Raw genomic sequence first — 16,331 nt, 5'->3', positions numbered from 1 at the left:
TCTGCCGCGCAAGGCTCACCCCTTTTTTAAAGGTCGTACCAACCCTTCCTGCGCGACGGAAGCGACCAGCGTGCCGTCCGCCGCATAGACCGCGCCACGGTTAAACCCGCGCGCCTTACCCGTCCACGGCGCATCCAGATCGTAGAGATGCCAGTCAGAGAACTCGATGGGCGCGTGAAACCACATGGCGTGATCCAGGCTCGCGCTCATCACGCTGCCCTGAAACCACGTCAGCCCGTGCGGGCGCAGGGATGAGCCGAGCAGGTTCATATCCGACGCATAGGCCAGCAGGCAGTGCTGCATCATCGGCCCCTGCCCCTTTGCCGCCTCCATCCTGAACCACAGCTGGTTGCGATCATCCGTGACCTGCGGCGTGAAGAAATCGCGCGGCGCGACCTCGCGCAGCTCTATGGGGCGTTCGCGCAGGAAATCGGCGCGGTATTTCTTGGGGATCTTGTCCACATGGGTTTCGCGCAGCTCATCGCGGCTGGGCCACTGCTCCGGTGCGCCGACGTCCGGCATGGGGTGTTGGTGGTTCCATCCCTCTTCGTCGATGTGAAAAGACGCCGACATGTTGAAGATCTGTTTGCCGTGCTGGATCGCGACCACCCGCCGGGTGGTGAAACTGCCGCCGTCACGGGCGCGATCGACCTGATAGATCACGGGGATCTTTGGATCGCCGGGCCGGATGAAATAGGCGTGCAGGCTGTGGCACAGCCGGTCGGGCACCGTGCGGTAGGCCGCCATCAGCGCCTGCGCAATCACGTGCCCGCCAAAGATCCGCACGCTTGTCTCCCCGCCCGAACCGATGCCGCGAAACAGATCGACCTCCAGCTGTTCGATGTCGAGAAGGCTGAGGAGTTCGTCGGCAACGGTGCTCATGCGGGGGGCTTTCAGCTGGGCGCCCGTGCATCCGCATAGGCGATAAAGGTGTCGAAACTGTCCGGGTTGGCCATGCTATCGCGGTTGACGACCGTTGCCGGATCCCCGCCCAGCATCAGCTTTTTCACCGGAACCTCAAGCTTCTTTCCTGACAGGGTGCGGGGGATCTCAGCGACTTGCACGATTTCGTTGGGAATAAAGCGCGCGGAGACGGAAGTGCGGATCGCGCCGTTGATCTTGTCGCGCAGTGCGTCGTCCAGCGTCACGTCCGGCGCTGTGACGACGAACAGCGGCATGAAGCTTTCCCGGCCCAGAAACTCCAGATCGACCACCAGACTGTCGAGGATTTCGTCCAGCCCCTCGACCGCCTGATAGATCTCGGCCGAGCCAAGTCGCAGTCCACGGCGGTTGATCGTGGCGTCCGAGCGGCCGTAGATCACTGAACTGCCGTCCTCGGCGATGCTGATCCAGTCGCCGTGGCGCCATATGCCGGGATACATGTCGAAATAGCTGTCATGCAGGCGGCTGCCGTCGTCGTCGCCCCAGAAATAGAGTGGCATGGAGGGCAACGGTTCGGTGCAGACGAGCTCCCCCACCTCGCCGACAACCTCGTTGCCCTGCGCATCAAAGGCCCGCACCGCATTGCCTAGCGCACGGCACTGCATCTCGCCCGCGCGCACCGGCATCGCGGGATGACCCAGCACGAATGCACCCGCCAGATCGGTGCCGCCCGAAATCGGGGCAAGCCAGACATCGGGCTTCACTTCTGAATAGATCCAGTCATAGGCGTCCTCGCTCAGCGGGGAACCTGTCGAGCCGAGAGAGGCCAGCGCGGTCAGATCCACCGCGTCGCGCGGGATCACCCCCGCCTTGAGACAGCCCTGAAAGAACGCGGCCCCCGCGCCGAAAAAACTCACGCCGTTATCGGCGACGAAGCGCCAGACCGCCAGCATGTCGGGGTGATTTGGCGCCCCATCATAGAGGCACACCGCGGCCCCCTGCCCCAGTGCCATCCACTGCGCATTCCACATGATCCAGCCCGATGACGTGAGCCAGCAAAACCGATCACCCGCGCGTAGATCATGGTGCAGGGATTGCTTGGCCGCCTCAAGCGCCACGCCGCCGTGCCCGTGCACGATGGGTTTGGGATTGCCCGTCGTGCCGGAGGAATAGACGATCCACAGCGGATGATCGAAGGGGACTTGCGTGGATTGATAGTCGACATCATCGCCGGTGATCGCGTCCCACGCCACGTGGCCGTCTGGCAGATCACCAACCAGCGGCAGGGTCACGCAATGCGTCAGGCTGGGCAGCGCGTCGACGATGCCTGCGTTGATATCGCGCCGGTCGGTTGTTTTGCCCGCGTGCACATAGCCATCCTGCGTGATCAGCACCTTGGGTGCGATCTGCTGAAACCGGTCGAGGATCGCCACGTGACCCATGTCGGGCGCGCAGATCGACCAGACCGCGCCGATGCTGGCGCTCGCCAGAAAGGCGATCAGCGCAGTTTCCGTATTGGGCAGGATTGCCGTGACCCGGTCGCCCGGTACGACCCCCATCGCCCGCAGATGATGTGCGACCGATGCCACCTGCGCGCGTAGCGCCCCCCAGCTGAGCGTGCGGGCGCCAAAGCTTTCGGAATACCGCACGATGGCATCCTCATCTTCGCGCCCCTCGGCGTGTTTTAGGATCTGATCGGTGTAGTTCAGCATCGCGCCGGGGCACCATTGGGCCCCCGGCATCTGGCGTGTGGCCAGCATTTGGTCGGGCGCTGCGGAGGCGCGGATACCAAAATGATCCCAGATCGCGGCCCAGAAGCCCTCCAGATCGTCAACGCTCCACGCCCACATCGCGTTGTAGTCGCTGAAGGTCAGGTCGTGTTTCTCGGCCAGGTAGCGCTCGAATTCTGCCATCGTGCTGGCGGCGGCGCGCTCGGGCGATGGCGTCCACAGAACGCGGCTCATGTCAGTGCCCCGTGTACCAGCGCCTTGAGCTGGGGGCGGGCGGGATAGCTGCTCGACGGGATGAGCTGGGTGAAGAAGACCACCGACAACTGCTCCACCGGGTCGATCCAGAAGAATGTCGAGGCCATGCCGCCCCAGCTGAAATCGCCGATGCTGCCGGGGGCGCGGGCGCGGGCGGGGTCCAGCACAACCGCGCCGCCGATGCCGAATCCCATCCCCTCCATCGGTTGCTCGGCAAAGGACGATGGCCCCATCGCCGCAATCTCGCAGCCCAGATGGTTGCGCATCATGAATGTCAGCGTGCGCGGTGCGATGATGCCCGCGCCGCCGGTGCGCAGCGCTTCGCAGAAGCTCATGTAATCGTCGATGGTGCCAACCAGCCCACCGCCTCCGCCAAAAAGCGTGGCGCTCAGAAACGGGCTTTTGCGCGCGCCGTCGATTTCGCGCAGCGTGTCGCTCCCCATCTCGGGCTTGCCGGTGGTGAACCCGCCCTCCGCGAGCGGGGTGTAGCAGGCGGCGAAACGGTCGCGCGCGCCCTCCGGCACCGAAAACCGCGTCTCGGACATGCCGAGCGGGTCAAAGATATTCTGGGTGAAATACGCGTCCAGCGAGTGGCCCGAAACGACCTCGACCACGCGGCCGATCACGTCGATCCCTACGGAATATTCCCAGCGGCTTCCGGGAGTAAAGGCCAGCGGCAGTTTGGCCGCCTCAATACACATCTGCGCCAAAGTGCCCTGATTGGCGCGAAATTCGACCTTGGCCTGCGCCATCGCTGCGCCGACCAATCCGGGATTGAACGCGTAGCTGAGGCCCGAGGTGTGGGTAAGCAGCTGGTGCAGCGTTGGCGGTGCGCAGGGCGCGGTCCGGGTGATGTCGGTGGCACCGGGCACCAGCGCACGACAGTCGGTAAACTCAGGGATGAAATCAGAAATCGGCTGTTCGAGGTGGATCAAACCCCGCTCCACCAATTGCATCAGCGCCAGCGAGGTCACGGGTTTGGTCATCGAATAGATCCGCGCGACGGTGTTGCGGGTCCAGACCGCACCGGTGGCGGTATCGCGCAGCCCGGCGTCGTGATAGAACGCTTCTTTCCCGTCCCGCGCGATCAGCACGGCACCGCCGGCATAGCGGCGCGTGTCGATATAGCCCTGCATCCAATCGCGAATGCGGTCGAGCCTGCTTGCGTCAAATCCGGCCATTCGGTGCTACCTCAGCATCTGCGCCATCGCGGCGCGGGTCTCTACGTTGAACCAGGGGTCGGGCGTGCGGTCCATCGCCTTTGCGATGCGCTCAATCGTGGCGCCGCGAACCTGCCGTTTTACCTGAGCGTAGGCCAATGGTGGAATGGCGGCGTATTCGACGGCTACCTCCAGCGCACGATCCACCGGCGATGCCTCGACAATCTCGTCGATCACACCCCACTCCTGCGCTGTCGATGCGTCAATGGGTTGGCCCCGTTGGATCAGGCGGCGCAATGCGGTGGGATCCAGCGTATCGCGCGCAATTTCCATCGGGCCTACAGGGAAATCAACGCCAACGCGCACCTCGGCGAGACCAAAGGAAGCGCGTGGCGTTGCGATGCGCCAATCCGCGCTCAGCACAAAGAAAAGACCGCCCGCAATCGCGGCACCGTCGCAGGCGACGATAACGGGTTTCGGACAGGCAAAGAGCGCGTGAAATCCGATATTCAGGCCGTGCACGATGGCCGCCTGATCTGCGTCATCGTAGTGTTGCGCGTCCTTGAGGTTCAGCCCGGCGGAGAAGACCCGCAGCGCGCTGTCGATGACAATTGCGCGCACGCGCTCCCGCCCGCTCAGCCGATCCGCAACCGCCTTGAGGCCCATCAGCTTGGCCGGGGTCAGGGCGTTGACGGGCGCGGCGTTGAGCGTCAGCCGCGCAATGCCCGGATGCGGATGCGTAAGCGTGATCCAGCTTTCGTCGGGGGCGGTCACACCTCCAGCCACTCCCTGCGCACGTCATCGCGGGCTTTGAGCTCTGCGGGGGTGCCCTCGAATACGACCTGCCCGTGACCCATCACGTAGACACGATCGGCGATATCCATCGCGATGCTCAACTTTTGCTCGACCAGCAGGGTCGAGATGCCCTTCTGCGCAATCGCTTGCAGCACCTCGGCCACCTTCTGCACCATCTGCGGGGAAAGCCCCTCGGTCGGCTCGTCGATCATCACAAAATCCGGATCGCCCATCAGCGTGCGGCACATGGTCAACATCTGCTGCTCTCCGCCCGACAACACCGAAGCCTCCACATCCGCGCGACGATCGAGGTTTTCGAACATCTCGAACATCATCTGCATCGACCAGCGCCCGGCGCCGTCCTTTTGTCCGGGCTTGAGGCCCAGCGTCAGGTTCTGCCGTGTGGTCAGCCCGGGAAAGATATCGCGATTTTCGGGCACGTATCCGATGCCGAGGTTGGCGACCTCATAGGCCTTCTTGCCCGCGATCTCCTGCCCCTTGAACTTGACCGAGCCATGCGGCTCCACTTCGCCCATGATCGCTTTGCAGGTGGTCGACCGGCCCACGCCGTTGCGGCCCAGAAGGGCAACAATCTCGCCTTCCTGCACGTTCATGGTCACCCCCTGAAGGATGTGGGATTTGCCGTAATAGGCGTGCATGTCCTGAACTTCGATCAATGTTCTGCCTCCAGTGCAGCGCCCAGATAGGCCTCTTGTACCTTGGGATCGGCGCGCACACGCTCTGGCGTGTCGGTCGCGATGATCTCACCGTAGACCAGCACCGAAATCCGGTCGGCAAGGCCGAAGACGACGCCCATGTCATGCTCCACCATGATCAGCGTCTTGCCCTCGGTCACCTTGAGGATCAGGTCGGTGATATAGTCGGTTTCGGTGTTCGACATGCCCGCCGTCGGCTCATCGAGCATGATGACATCCGCACCACCGGCGATGGTGATCCCGATCTCAAGCGCGCGTTGCTCGGCGTAGCTGAGCGTGCCCGCGGGCAGGTTGCGCCGTTCCAGCAGGTTGATCTGATCCAGGATCGCCTCGGCCCCTTCGGTCAGCGCACGGCTGCGCGCCACCAGGTTCCAGAAGCTGTATTTGTACCCCTGCGACCACAAGAGCGCGCAGCGCACGTTCTCGAACACGCTCATCTTGGGAAAGATGTTGGTGATCTGGAACGACCGTGACAGGCCCTTGCGATTGATCTGGAAGGGTTGCAGCCCGGCCAGATCCTCACCGTGCAGCTTGACCGTGCCGGCCGTGGCCGGAAAGCGGGCGGTGATCAGGTTGAACAGGGTGGATTTGCCCGCCCCGTTCGGCCCGATGATCGCGTGGCGCTCGGCGCGACCGATCTCGAGGTCAATGCCGCGGATGATCTCGGCCTTGCCAAAGCTTTTCTTGAGCCCGGTCAGTTGCAGTGCTGGAACGCTCATCGGGTGCCTCCTGCCGTGTTAGCTTCATTCCAGGCCTCGCGCAGGGACGGCGCCGTTTTGCGCGCGACCCCGATGCCCACGACCGCGATTGCGGCGGCGATCAGCCAGGGCAGGACGCTGTGACTGTCGAAGGTGGTCCAGAACAGCGTCATCTCATTATCCCCCAGCGCACCGTGGCGATAGTGGAATGTCATCTCAACCAGCGCGCAGATTGCGAGGATGCCGATGGCGGCGGGGATCAGCGTTTTCACGTAAGGCATCAGCAGTAATCGTGCTTTGCCCAGCTTGAACGCGGGCACATGCATCATGATGAGCCCCGCGAGGCCACCGGGAAAGAACATCACCGTCGCCACGAAGAGCGCACCGGCGTAGATCGACCACAGGTCTGTCTCAAGGCTCAAAACCGTCTGTACCAGCGTGAACACGATGGCGCCGAGGATCGGACCAAAGAAGAAACCGACGCCGCCCAGGAACGTTACCAGCAGGATCAGCCCCGAAGAGGTGGCGTTCAGGTTCTCTTCGGTCAGGATCTCGTAGTTGATGGCGAATAGCCCGCCGGAGATGCCGGCGAAAAAGCCAGACGCCACGAAGCTGTAGAACCGGACCCAGCGCGCGGAGTAGCCTAGGAACTCGGCCCGCTCGGGGTTGTCGCGCACGGCGTTGGCCATCCGGCCCACGGGCGTGCGGCTCCATAGATACATCAGCGCGGCAGAGATCAGCACCCAGCCGGCGGTGAGGTAGTACACCTCTATCTGTTGCAGGAATTCGACGCCAAAGAAGGGCATCGCGTAGGTACGGTCGCCGGATATCCCTTCTTCCCCACCGAAGAAAGCCACGACAATGACCGAGCTTGACGCGATCAGTTGCCCGACCCCCAGTGAGATCATCGCGAATACAGTGCCCGCCGAGCGGGTCGAAAAACTGCCGATGATCAGCGCAAGGCCCATGCCGAAGAGCCCGCCAAAGAGCGGCAGCACCGGCAGCGGGAAGCTTGCAAAGAAATCGGATGCGTTCATGATGTGCATGCAGAAAAACCCGCCAACCCCGGCATAGACCGCGTGGCCAAAGCTGAGCATACCGCCCTGCCCCAACAGCATGTTGTAGGCCAGCGCAAAGATGATCGTGATCGACATCTGGTTCATGATCGTCAGCGCGGAGTTGTTGGTGAAGACCATCGGCAGGATCAGCATGATAAACGCCGCGATCAGCCAGGGCGCCAGCGAGATCGTCATCGACCCCGCCCGCATCCGCTGCGAGGCAGGGGTGCCGGGTGTCGTGATCTGTTCCTTGGGGCGTGCGCCCTTCACGTCTGATTTTGTATCGGTCATTGGGTACGCTTTCCGAACAGGCCCGCGGGGCGGAAGATGAGGACCAGAACCATCAGGATATACGGCAGGATATCCGCAATCTGCGGCGAGGTCAGGCTCCACACATCCCGGAACGGACTGTCGCTCAGGCTCTCGGGGGTTGCGATGCCGATCCCGTTCAGGATCGCCTCCATCTCGATGTTGTAGGATTTGGCGAAGGTCGTGATCCAGCCAATCAGCAATGAGGCGACGAGCGCACCCCAGAGCGAACCCAGCCCCCCGATGACGATGGCGACGAACACGATGGGACCAAGCACGAAGGCCATACCGGGGAAGGTCGACAGTACCGGCCCGGCAATGACACCGGCAACCCCGGCAAGGGCGGTGCCGACACCAAAGACCCCCATGAAGATCAGCGGCACATTATGGCCCAGGGCCTCAACGGTGCGCGGATAGCTGAGTGCGGCTTGAATGATCATACCGACGCGGGTCTTTGTCAGCACGTAAAGCAGCCCGATGAAGATCCCCACGGAGATGAAGATCATGAAAACCTTATAGGCTGGAATCGAATTTCCGGCGATGGCAAAGGCGGTGAATTCGAGGATCTCGGGAGCGTTATAGGGGACGTGGTTCTTGCCCCAGACGAATTGCACCAGTTCTTCGATCAGCAGCGCCAGACCAAAGGTAAAGATCAGCTCGGGCACGTGACCGTATTGGTGCACGCGCCGCAGCCCGTATCGCTCCACTCCCGCACCCATCAGCCCGACGATTAGCGGCGCCAGCAAAAGCCCCATCCAGAAACCCAGCGCGATGCTGATCTGATAGGCAAAATAGGCCCCCAACATGTAAAAGCTGGCGTGGGCAAAGTTCAGTACCCCCATCATCGAAAAAATAAGGGTCAGGCCGGCGGACAACATGAACAACAAGAGTCCAGTCACCAGCCCGTCGATCAAATTGACGAGTATGAGGTCCATCAGGCCCCTCCGCGATGTGAAGTGATGCAGATTTGGTGTCGCCCGCCCCCGGCGATCGGGGGCGGGCGCGCGTCAGTCCGAAATCAGGATTCGTTCGGACGGCGCATCTTGCAGGTGGTTTCGCTATCCGCGCCGGCCATCTCGATGGTGTTGACCACCTTCACGCCGTACTCGGACCCGTCGTAGGGGAACGCGATATCTTCGTTCGTGTGCTCAAAGATGTGCAGATCCTGGATCGCCTGGTGATCCTCGGCGCGCATCATGACAGTACCGCCAAAGATGGTCTGGTATTCCATCCCTTCCAGCGCGTTGGCCACGGCGACAACGTCATCGGCGGTGCCTGCCTCTTCGATGGCCTGTGCCAGCATCCCGATCGTGTTCGAGATACGGGTCTGGTCAAGGTTGCCATCGGGGTGCTTTTCGAGGAACGCGTTGTAGTAGGCTGTCACCTCATCGCTTGGGCCGGGGTTGATTTTCCCCTCGCCGACCAGACGGATCGACCCCTTGCCGCTTTCGCCGAAGGCTGCCGTGATGCCGGAGCCCGCCGCGTAATAGGTATAGATCGGCCCTTCAAAGCCGTTTTCGATGATCGATTTGCCAAGGCCCAGCATGTCCGCACCCCAGTTGCCGGTAATCACAGCATCGGCACCGGACGCCACGATCTTGCGGCTGTAGGGGGTGAAGTCGTTGACCTTGCCGATCGGGTGCAGCTCATCGCCGACGATCTCGATCGTCTCGGACTTCTCGCTCAAGAAACGGTTGGCCGCGGCGGATACCGCCTTGCCGAACGAATAGTCCTGACCGATCACGTAGACCTTGCTGACATCGGGGTTCTGGGTGATCGAATCCGTGATCGCATCCATCTTCAGATCGGCGTTCGCGTCGAAACGGAAGTGCCAGAAGTTACACTTGTCATTGGTCAGCGCCGGATCGACGGCAGCGTAGTTCAGGAACAGGACGCGGCTGTCGGGGTTGCGGCGGTTGTGCTTGTCGATCGCTTCGGTCAGCGCGTTCGCAACACCCGAGGAGTTGCCCTGCACGATGTAGCGGATGCCCTGATCGATCGCGACCTGAAGCTGGATCAGCGACTCTTTGGGGCTGATCTTGTTGTCGAAACCGACGACTTCCATCATCTGCCCGTCCAGCAGACCACCGTCCTTGTTGACCATGTAGTCGGCGGCGTGCTCGAACTGGTGCAGACCGTTCGTGCCCGTGCTGGCGAATGGACCGGACAGCGGATCGATGAACGCGACCTTGATGTTTTCGGCAAATGCGGCGCTGGCGCCGATGATGAGTGACAGCGCGGAGACCGCACCGATTTTAGTGATATTCTTCATAAAGTCCTCCCTAAGGTGGCCCATCGCTAACTGCGAGATTTTGGGTTTGGTGCCACTGACGTCAGAGTTGCACACCCCCTGAGTAAGTCAAGCGTTCCGATGTCGGTTTGCGCCCCCCGCACGGCGAATTGACCCAAGGGAATGTGCGTCGTGCCCTGTCTGCGGGTCCAAGGTGATAAATGGGAAAGGATCTATGTATATGAAAATAAATGAAAAATAAGATCGCTTCCATCCAGGCCCGCCCTGAAACGTGCTTGCACTAAGGCCATGCACAGCCGTCTCAGAAAATGAGACAGGCCGATTTGAGCCGTGCAAGGGGGGAACCGATGCCCCCGCCTATCAACCACATTGTTCCGCAGAGCGGAACCGGCGCCCGCCTGCGAATCCGCGCTGTGTCAGGTCTGGATGCTCAGCGCACCCGCTGCCTTGATGAGCCGCTCGGCGTAGATCCCTTCAAGCTGCTTTGGCTTCACCCGATAGGCCGGGCCGCCGACGTTGAGCCCGTAGACACGACCTTCCTGCGCCTGAACGACGGGCACCGCGATCCCGTTCACATCCGGGCGCCACGATCCGTACCCGCTGCAAAAGCCCCGTTCGGCAAACTCGCTATGCGCGGCGTCGAACAGGGCGTGGGCTTCGGCCTCGAATTCCGGACCCTCGTCGCGGGCAAATGCGAAAACCCGCGCGCGCTGTGGCTCGCTCATGCCGACGAGGATCGCCTTGCCGATGGCCGAGTGGTATAGCGGCAAACGAGAGCCCACACGGATCACGAGGCTCACGTCCTCGCTCGACGTTTCGGTTGCCAGATATACAACATCGTTGCGATGCTGCTCTCCCAGAGCGACGGTGATGAAAGGGTTCGGCCCCTCTTCGCGCAGCGCCCGCATTTCCGGCGCGGCGCGGTCTGAAATATCCATCGACGACAGCGCGGCAAAACCCAGCTGCAACACGCCTCCGCTCAGCCGGTAGGTGCCCACGCGCGTGTCGGCCACCAGATAGTCGAGCGCGCAAAGCGTATGTGTCAGCCGTGAGATCGTGGCTTTTGGCAGCCCCGTGCGTTCCGAGAAATCGCTATTGGTCAGCGTGACTTCGTTCGAGCGGAAACACCGCAGGATCTCGAGCCCCCGTGCGAGGGCCGTGACAAAATTGCGATCCTTCCCGTCAAGATCGGGGTCAAAATGATCCATCCCGTCTTAGCCCCGCTTCAGGGCGTCGAGCCCGTGTTGTGCAAAGACCGGCACGTATTGTCCCACCTTCATTGCCCGTTCTGGATTCGACGCATTCCCGTCTAGCGCGCGTTTCAGCACACCTTGAATGATCGCCGCCATGCGGAAGAAATTGAAGCCGAGGTAATAGCCGAAATGGTCGATGCCTTTCAGTCCGCGCCGCGCGCAATAGGTCGCGACGAACTCCTGATCCGTCGGCAAACCCAGTGCTGCACGGTCAAGCCCGCCCATGCCACGGCCCTCAGAGCCTGCGGGCATCTGCCATTGCATGATGACGGCGGCCAGATCCGCAAAGGGGTGGCCGATTGTCGACAGCTCCCAATCGAGGACGGCGCGGCACCCGGTGCCAGTCGCGTCAAAGATCATGTTATCGATGCGGTAATCGCCGTGCACCAGTGTGCGTTGTCCGTCATCGGCGGGGCGCTCGGCAACCAGCGCCTCCATGAGTGCATCCATCGCAGGGATCTTGTCAGTCTCGGAGGCGCGGTACTGTTTCGACCAGCGTCCGACCTGCCGCTCAAAATAATTGCCCTCCGGGCCGTAATCAGCCAGCCCCACGGCGTCGATGTCCACCTCGTGCAGCGCGGCCAGCACGCGGTTCATCTCGGTGATGATGGCAGTCCGGTCGGCGGGGGAGACGCCGGGCATGGCGGGTTCGTTGAAATTGCGGCCCTCGACGTGATCCATGATGTAGAACATCGACCCGATGACGCTGTCATCCTCGCAGAGCAGGTGCATTTTCGACACCGGCACGTCGCTGCCTTCCAGCGCGCGTTGCACGCGGAATTCACGATCCACCGCGTGCGCAGACTTCAACAGAACGCCGGGCGGTTTGCGCCGCAACACGTAGGCATGGCCGGGCGTGTCGAGGCGGAAAGTGGGGTTTGACTGGCCGCCCTGGAACTTGGTCACCGTCATCGGCCCCTCGAACCCCGGCAAGTGGTCACGCAAATAGGCGGAGACCGCCGCTTCATCCAATGTTTGTGTATCGCTCATCTCGGGGCCCTTAACTGTAACTCATCAACGCCGCGCCCTCGGGCGTGGCGAAATGCGGTGTGGCGTTGAACTCGGTCAGACTGGCACGACCCTTGGAAAAGACAAAGCGGGTCATGGCGCTGTTTTTGATCTGCAGGTTCAGCAGCATCATCTGGCGTTTTGGCGCGCCCAACGTCGCCGCCACCAGCTGCCCGATCACCCCGCCAGAGCTGACAACCAGCACGCGGCGCGCGTCCGTGTCCGTGGCGTGATCCATCGCGGCCTGCGTGCGGGCCTCGAACGCGGCCCATGTCTCGTAGGGATCGGGTATCTTGTCATCCTGCCAGTCGAACACGGTTTCGCGCAGGGTCTGGAAATGCACACGCCGGTCGGCGGCGACATCGTGGGGCAGCCCGTCCGGAAACCGTTTATCCAGCAGCGCGCCAAAGTCGTATTCGTTGAACCCGGCGTGCGTCTCTTCCGTGGGAAATCCCATCTCGGTCGCCGTGTCGCGTTGCCGCTGCAAGGTGCCGGTCAGCACGCGGTCGGGCGTCCATCCCATCTGGCGCAGCCAGTCGCCGGCCGCGCGCGCCTGCGCCCGGCCCAGATCCGACAGCACGTCGTAATTCTCGGCGCCGAACGACGCCTGCCCGTGCCGTATGACGAGCAGCTCGGCCATGTCAGGAAAACTCCGCCGCCAGCTTTTTGCCCGCCGCTGCGTATTCATCCGCCATGCGGTCGACGATCGCGCCCGCAGGCCCCACGGATTTGATCGCGCCGATGCCCTGGCCCGATCCCCAGATGGTTTTCCACGCCTTGGGCTTTTCGCGGTCGGTGCCAAAGTTCATCGATGAGGCATCCGCAGTCGGCAGGTTATCGGGATCCATGCCCGCCGCCTTGACCGACCCTTTCAGATAGTTGCCCCAGACACCGGTGAAGAGCGAGGAATAGACGATATCTTCCGCCCCGCTGTCCACGATCATGTCCTTGTAGCCTTGTTCGGCATTCGCTTCATCGGTCGCAATGAACGGCGAACCGGTATAGCCCAGATCGGCGCCCATGGCGCGCGCGGCCAGCAGGCTCTCACCCGTGGCGATGGCGCCCGACAGCGCGATGGGCCCGTCGTACCATTCGCGGATTTCGCGCACGAGCGCGAAGGGGGATTGCTGGCCCGCGTGCCCCCCGCACCCGCGGCCACGGCGACCAGACCATCGGCACCTTTTTCCACGGCCTTGCGGGCGAATTTGTTGTTGATGATATCATGCAGCACAATGCCGCCACAGCTGTGCGCGGCCTCATTGACCTCGACCCGTGCGCCCAGCGAGGTGATCCAGATCGGCACCTCATGTTTGACGCAGATCTCCAGATCCCGCTCAAGCCGCGCGTTTGATCGGTGCACGATCTGATTGACCGCAAAGGGCGCGGCGGGTTGATCCGGGTTCGCCTGATTGTGGCGGTCCAGCTCCTCGCGGATTTCCGTCAGCCAGGTGTCGAGCAGCGGATGTTCGCCCTCCGCCTCGCGCGCGTTGAGCGCGGGGAACGACCCGACAATGCCGGCCTTGCACTGGGCAATCACCAGCTTGGGCACCGAGATGATGAACAGTGGCGAGGCAATGAGCGGGATGCGCAGCCCTTGCAGCGCGGCGGGAAGATGGGCGTCGGAGCGGGGCATAGGAATCCTCATGTTGACGGTAAGAGGGCGGGAGAATCCGCCCCGTTTATTGGCGAAACGCATGTGGCGGAGCTATGGAGTGAGCAGGGCAGTTCCCGACCGCGGGTGGGGGTGAAGCCCCCGCCCGTGGGGGCGGTCGGGGGCTGCCCGGCCCGGGGCCGGGCGAAACGACCCGCAGGTGTCACTCCCCGTTCTCACAGTACCTCGAAGAGGCCGGCCGCGCCCATGCCGCCGCCCACGCACATGGTGCAGACCACGTATTTCACGCCGCGCCGCTTGCCCTCGATCAGCGCGTGGCCGACCATGCGCGCGCCCGACATGCCGTAAGGGTGCCCGATGGAAATCGCGCCGCCGTTCACGTTGAGGTTCTCGTAGGGGATGCCCAGCACGTCGGCCGAATGGATCACCTGAACGGCAAAAGCCTCGTTGAGCTCCCACAGGCCGATGTCGTCCATCTTGAGGCCATGGGCCGCCAGCAGCTTTGGCACCGCATAGATCGGGCCGATGCCCATCTCATCCGGTTCAAGCCCTGCGGCCATCACGCCGACGTAGCGGCCCAGCGGCGTGACACCCAGTTGCTCGGCCCGCTTGGCCTCCATCACCACGGACGCGGAGGCGCCATCGCTCAGCTGCGAGGCATTGCCCGCCGTGATAAATTTGCCTTCCTTGATGTGGATGCCATCCTTGAACACCGGTTGCAGGCCCGCGAGGCTCTCTGCCGTCGTGCCCGGGCGGTTGCCCTCATCCTTGGAGAGCGTCACCTCATGTTCGGTGATCTCCTTTGTTTCCTTGTTCTGGACCATCATCTTGGTCGTCATTGCCACGACTTCGTCGTCGAGCTTGCCTGCCTCTTGCGCCTCATGGGTGCGCTTCTGGCTTTCGGCGGCGTAGGCGTCCTGACGCTCGCGGCTGACGTTGTAGCGTTCGGCGACCGTCTCGGCGGTTTCCAGCATCGACATGTAGATCTCGGGCTTGTGCTCTTTCAGCCATGGGTCGGCCTTCACGCGCATTTCCTGCGTCTGCACCATCGAGATGCTGTCGACGCCGCCGCCGATCACCACGTCCATCCCGTCGGTGATGACCTGTTTGGCCGCCGTGGCAATCGCCATCATGCCACTGGCGCATTGGCGGTCCAGCGACATGCCGGCCACGGTGACGGGCAGGCCCGCACGGATCGCCGCCTGACGCGCGATGTTGCCGGCCTGATGGCCCTGCTGCAGGGCAGAGCCCCAGACCACATCGGCGATCTCGGCCGGGTCGACCTTGGACCGCTCGACCGCGTGGCTGATGGCATGGGCGCTCAGCGCTTGCGGCGTGGTGTTGTTGAAGGCACCCCGGTAGGCCTTGCCGATGGGGGTCCGGGCGGTGGATACGATGACGGCGTCACGCATGATGTCTCTCCTTGAATGTGTTACCAGTCCAGCTTCAGGCCACGGGCCTTGGCTGCACTGAGGGCGTATTTGCGGGTTTGGCCAAAGGCGTCGCCCAGTTGTTCCTGATCCTGCGGATCGCGAATGTCGTTCAGTCGCGCGGCCACGGCTTCTGGCGTGTTGTCCTCGTCCATCAGCGTGATGCCGCGCGTCTCATAGATGCGGGTTTCGGCGTAGCTGCCCGCGCCTGCGCCCATGATCATCTGGCTTGGTGCATCCTCGCTTACCAGCACCAGAAGGCCGGGTGTGATCGTCTCGGGAGCGAGCAGTTCCTGCGCGGCCTCGGGCAGCAGATCGGCGGTCATGCGGGTCGCTGCCGTGGGGGCCAGCGTGTTCACACGGATGCCGTCGCGCGCGCCCTCCATGTGCAGCACGTTCATCAGCCCCAGCATCGCGGCCTTGGCCGCGCCGTAGTTCGACTGCCCGAAATTCCCGTAAAGCCCCGAGGCCGACGACGTCAGCACGATGCGCCCGTATTTCTGCGCGCGCATGTGCGGCCAGCAGGCGTGTGCCACATTGGCGCTGCCGATCAGATGCACGTCGACGACCTTTGCAAAGGCGCGCATCTCCATCTTGCCGAATGTCTTGTCCAGCAGGATACCCGCGTTGTTGACGGCAATATCCACGCGGCCCCAACGGTCCACCGCTTGGGCGACCATATCCTCGACCGCCGCCTCGTCGGAGACGTCGGCACCGTGGGCAAAGGCCTCGCCGCCCATTGCCTCGATCTCGGCCACGACAGCGTCGGCGGCTTCCGACGATTGGCCCGCGCCATCGCGGCCCACGCCCAGATCGTTCACGACGACCTTGGCACCGCGCGCGGCCAGCCCCAGCGCGTGGGAGCGGCCAAGGCCAACCCCCGCGCCCGTCACAATCGCCACGCGCCCGTCGAAACGGATGCTCATGGCAGCGCCTGTTCAAAGATGTTCGGCCCGCTCATCACGTTGATCCCGCCCGAGACGGGGATCACCGCGCCGGTCACATAGGCGCCGCCGCGCCCGCACAGAAACAGCATGCAGCCGCCGATGTCCTCATCGCGACCCACGCGTCCGATGGGCACGTCCTTTCCCACCCTCTCGCGCATGCCCTCGTCGTGGGTGGCAAAGGCAGTCATGCGGCTGACGAAGGGGCCGGGCGCGAGGCTGTTCACGGT

15 protein-coding genes and 1 pseudogene are annotated in these 16,331 nt (G+C 62.9%); all 16 read right to left on the bottom strand.

The window, feature by feature from the left end; translation table 11 throughout:
* Positions 1–15 precede the first annotated feature (15 nt).
* A complete protein-coding gene (locus KDD17_RS17785; RefSeq protein WP_212706479.1) occupies positions 16–882 on the bottom strand; it encodes an acyl-CoA thioesterase in 867 nt (288 codons plus the stop codon).
* A gap of 11 nt (positions 883–893) precedes the next feature.
* The gene (locus tag KDD17_RS17780) at positions 894–2,846 is read right to left on the bottom strand and encodes an acetoacetate--CoA ligase (RefSeq protein ID WP_212706478.1); all 1,953 of its coding nucleotides are present in this window, start codon (positions 2,844–2,846) and stop codon (positions 894–896) included.
* Positions 2,843–4,048, bottom strand: a complete 1,206-nt coding sequence (locus tag KDD17_RS17775) for a serine hydrolase domain-containing protein (RefSeq protein ID WP_254797005.1) — start codon at positions 4,046–4,048, stop codon at positions 2,843–2,845. The genes KDD17_RS17780 and KDD17_RS17775 overlap by 4 nt, the downstream gene beginning before the upstream one ends.
* Before the next feature lie 6 nt (positions 4,049–4,054).
* Positions 4,055–4,801 carry an enoyl-CoA hydratase/isomerase family protein gene (locus KDD17_RS17770; protein ID WP_254797004.1) on the bottom strand — a complete coding sequence of 249 codons (747 nt, stop codon included), beginning with the start codon at positions 4,799–4,801 and terminating at the stop codon, positions 4,055–4,057.
* A complete protein-coding gene (locus tag KDD17_RS17765; RefSeq protein WP_212706501.1) occupies positions 4,798–5,481 on the bottom strand; it encodes an ABC transporter ATP-binding protein in 684 nt (227 codons plus the stop codon). The genes KDD17_RS17770 and KDD17_RS17765 overlap by 4 nt, the downstream gene beginning before the upstream one ends.
* 14 nt (positions 5,482–5,495) lie before the next feature.
* Complete coding sequence (locus tag KDD17_RS17760) at positions 5,496–6,257, bottom strand: ABC transporter ATP-binding protein (RefSeq protein ID WP_212706477.1); 762 nt, start codon at positions 6,255–6,257, stop codon at positions 5,496–5,498.
* Positions 6,254–7,585 (bottom strand): branched-chain amino acid ABC transporter permease, encoded by a 1,332-nt coding sequence (locus KDD17_RS17755; RefSeq protein ID WP_212706476.1) that lies wholly within the window; start codon positions 7,583–7,585, stop codon positions 6,254–6,256. Before KDD17_RS17755 ends, KDD17_RS17760 begins: the two co-directional genes overlap by 4 nt.
* Positions 7,582–8,538 carry a branched-chain amino acid ABC transporter permease gene (locus KDD17_RS17750; protein ID WP_212706475.1) on the bottom strand — a complete coding sequence of 319 codons (957 nt, stop codon included), beginning with the start codon at positions 8,536–8,538 and terminating at the stop codon, positions 7,582–7,584. The genes KDD17_RS17755 and KDD17_RS17750 overlap by 4 nt, the downstream gene beginning before the upstream one ends.
* A gap of 83 nt (positions 8,539–8,621) precedes the next feature.
* Complete coding sequence (locus KDD17_RS17745; RefSeq protein WP_212706474.1) at positions 8,622–9,875, bottom strand: branched-chain amino acid ABC transporter substrate-binding protein; 1,254 nt, start codon at positions 9,873–9,875, stop codon at positions 8,622–8,624.
* A gap of 395 nt (positions 9,876–10,270) precedes the next feature.
* Positions 10,271–11,062 (bottom strand): IclR family transcriptional regulator, encoded by a 792-nt coding sequence (locus KDD17_RS17740; RefSeq protein WP_212706473.1) that lies wholly within the window; start codon positions 11,060–11,062, stop codon positions 10,271–10,273.
* A 6-nt stretch (positions 11,063–11,068) separates the two neighbouring features.
* The gene (locus KDD17_RS17735) at positions 11,069–12,097 is read right to left on the bottom strand and encodes a phosphotransferase family protein (RefSeq protein ID WP_212706472.1); all 1,029 of its coding nucleotides are present in this window, start codon (positions 12,095–12,097) and stop codon (positions 11,069–11,071) included.
* Positions 12,098–12,107: 10 nt separating this feature from the next.
* Positions 12,108–12,755, bottom strand: a complete 648-nt coding sequence (locus KDD17_RS17730) for a histidine phosphatase family protein (RefSeq protein WP_212706471.1) — start codon at positions 12,753–12,755, stop codon at positions 12,108–12,110.
* Position 12,756: 1 nt separating this feature from the next.
* A pseudogene (locus KDD17_RS17725) lies at positions 12,757–13,748 on the bottom strand (NAD(P)H-dependent flavin oxidoreductase).
* Positions 13,749–13,942: 194 nt separating this feature from the next.
* Positions 13,943–15,139: an acetyl-CoA C-acyltransferase gene (locus tag KDD17_RS17720; protein WP_212706470.1), complete on the bottom strand. Its 1,197-nt coding sequence runs from the start codon at positions 15,137–15,139 to the stop codon at positions 13,943–13,945.
* Between the two features lie 20 nt (positions 15,140–15,159).
* Positions 15,160–16,083: an SDR family NAD(P)-dependent oxidoreductase gene (locus tag KDD17_RS17715; RefSeq protein ID WP_212706469.1), complete on the bottom strand. Its 924-nt coding sequence runs from the start codon at positions 16,081–16,083 to the stop codon at positions 15,160–15,162.
* The gene (locus KDD17_RS18975; protein WP_254797002.1) at positions 16,080–16,328 is read right to left on the bottom strand and encodes an SDR family oxidoreductase; all 249 of its coding nucleotides are present in this window, start codon (positions 16,326–16,328) and stop codon (positions 16,080–16,082) included. The genes KDD17_RS17715 and KDD17_RS18975 overlap by 4 nt, the downstream gene beginning before the upstream one ends.
* Positions 16,329–16,331: the final 3 nt, after the last annotated feature.

This window comes from Sulfitobacter albidus, assembly GCF_018200035.1.
GTDB lineage: Bacteria > Pseudomonadota > Alphaproteobacteria > Rhodobacterales > Rhodobacteraceae > Sulfitobacter > Sulfitobacter albidus.
The sequence above is the reverse complement of the archived record's forward strand: the minus strand, read 5'-3'. Positions and strand labels throughout refer to the sequence as shown.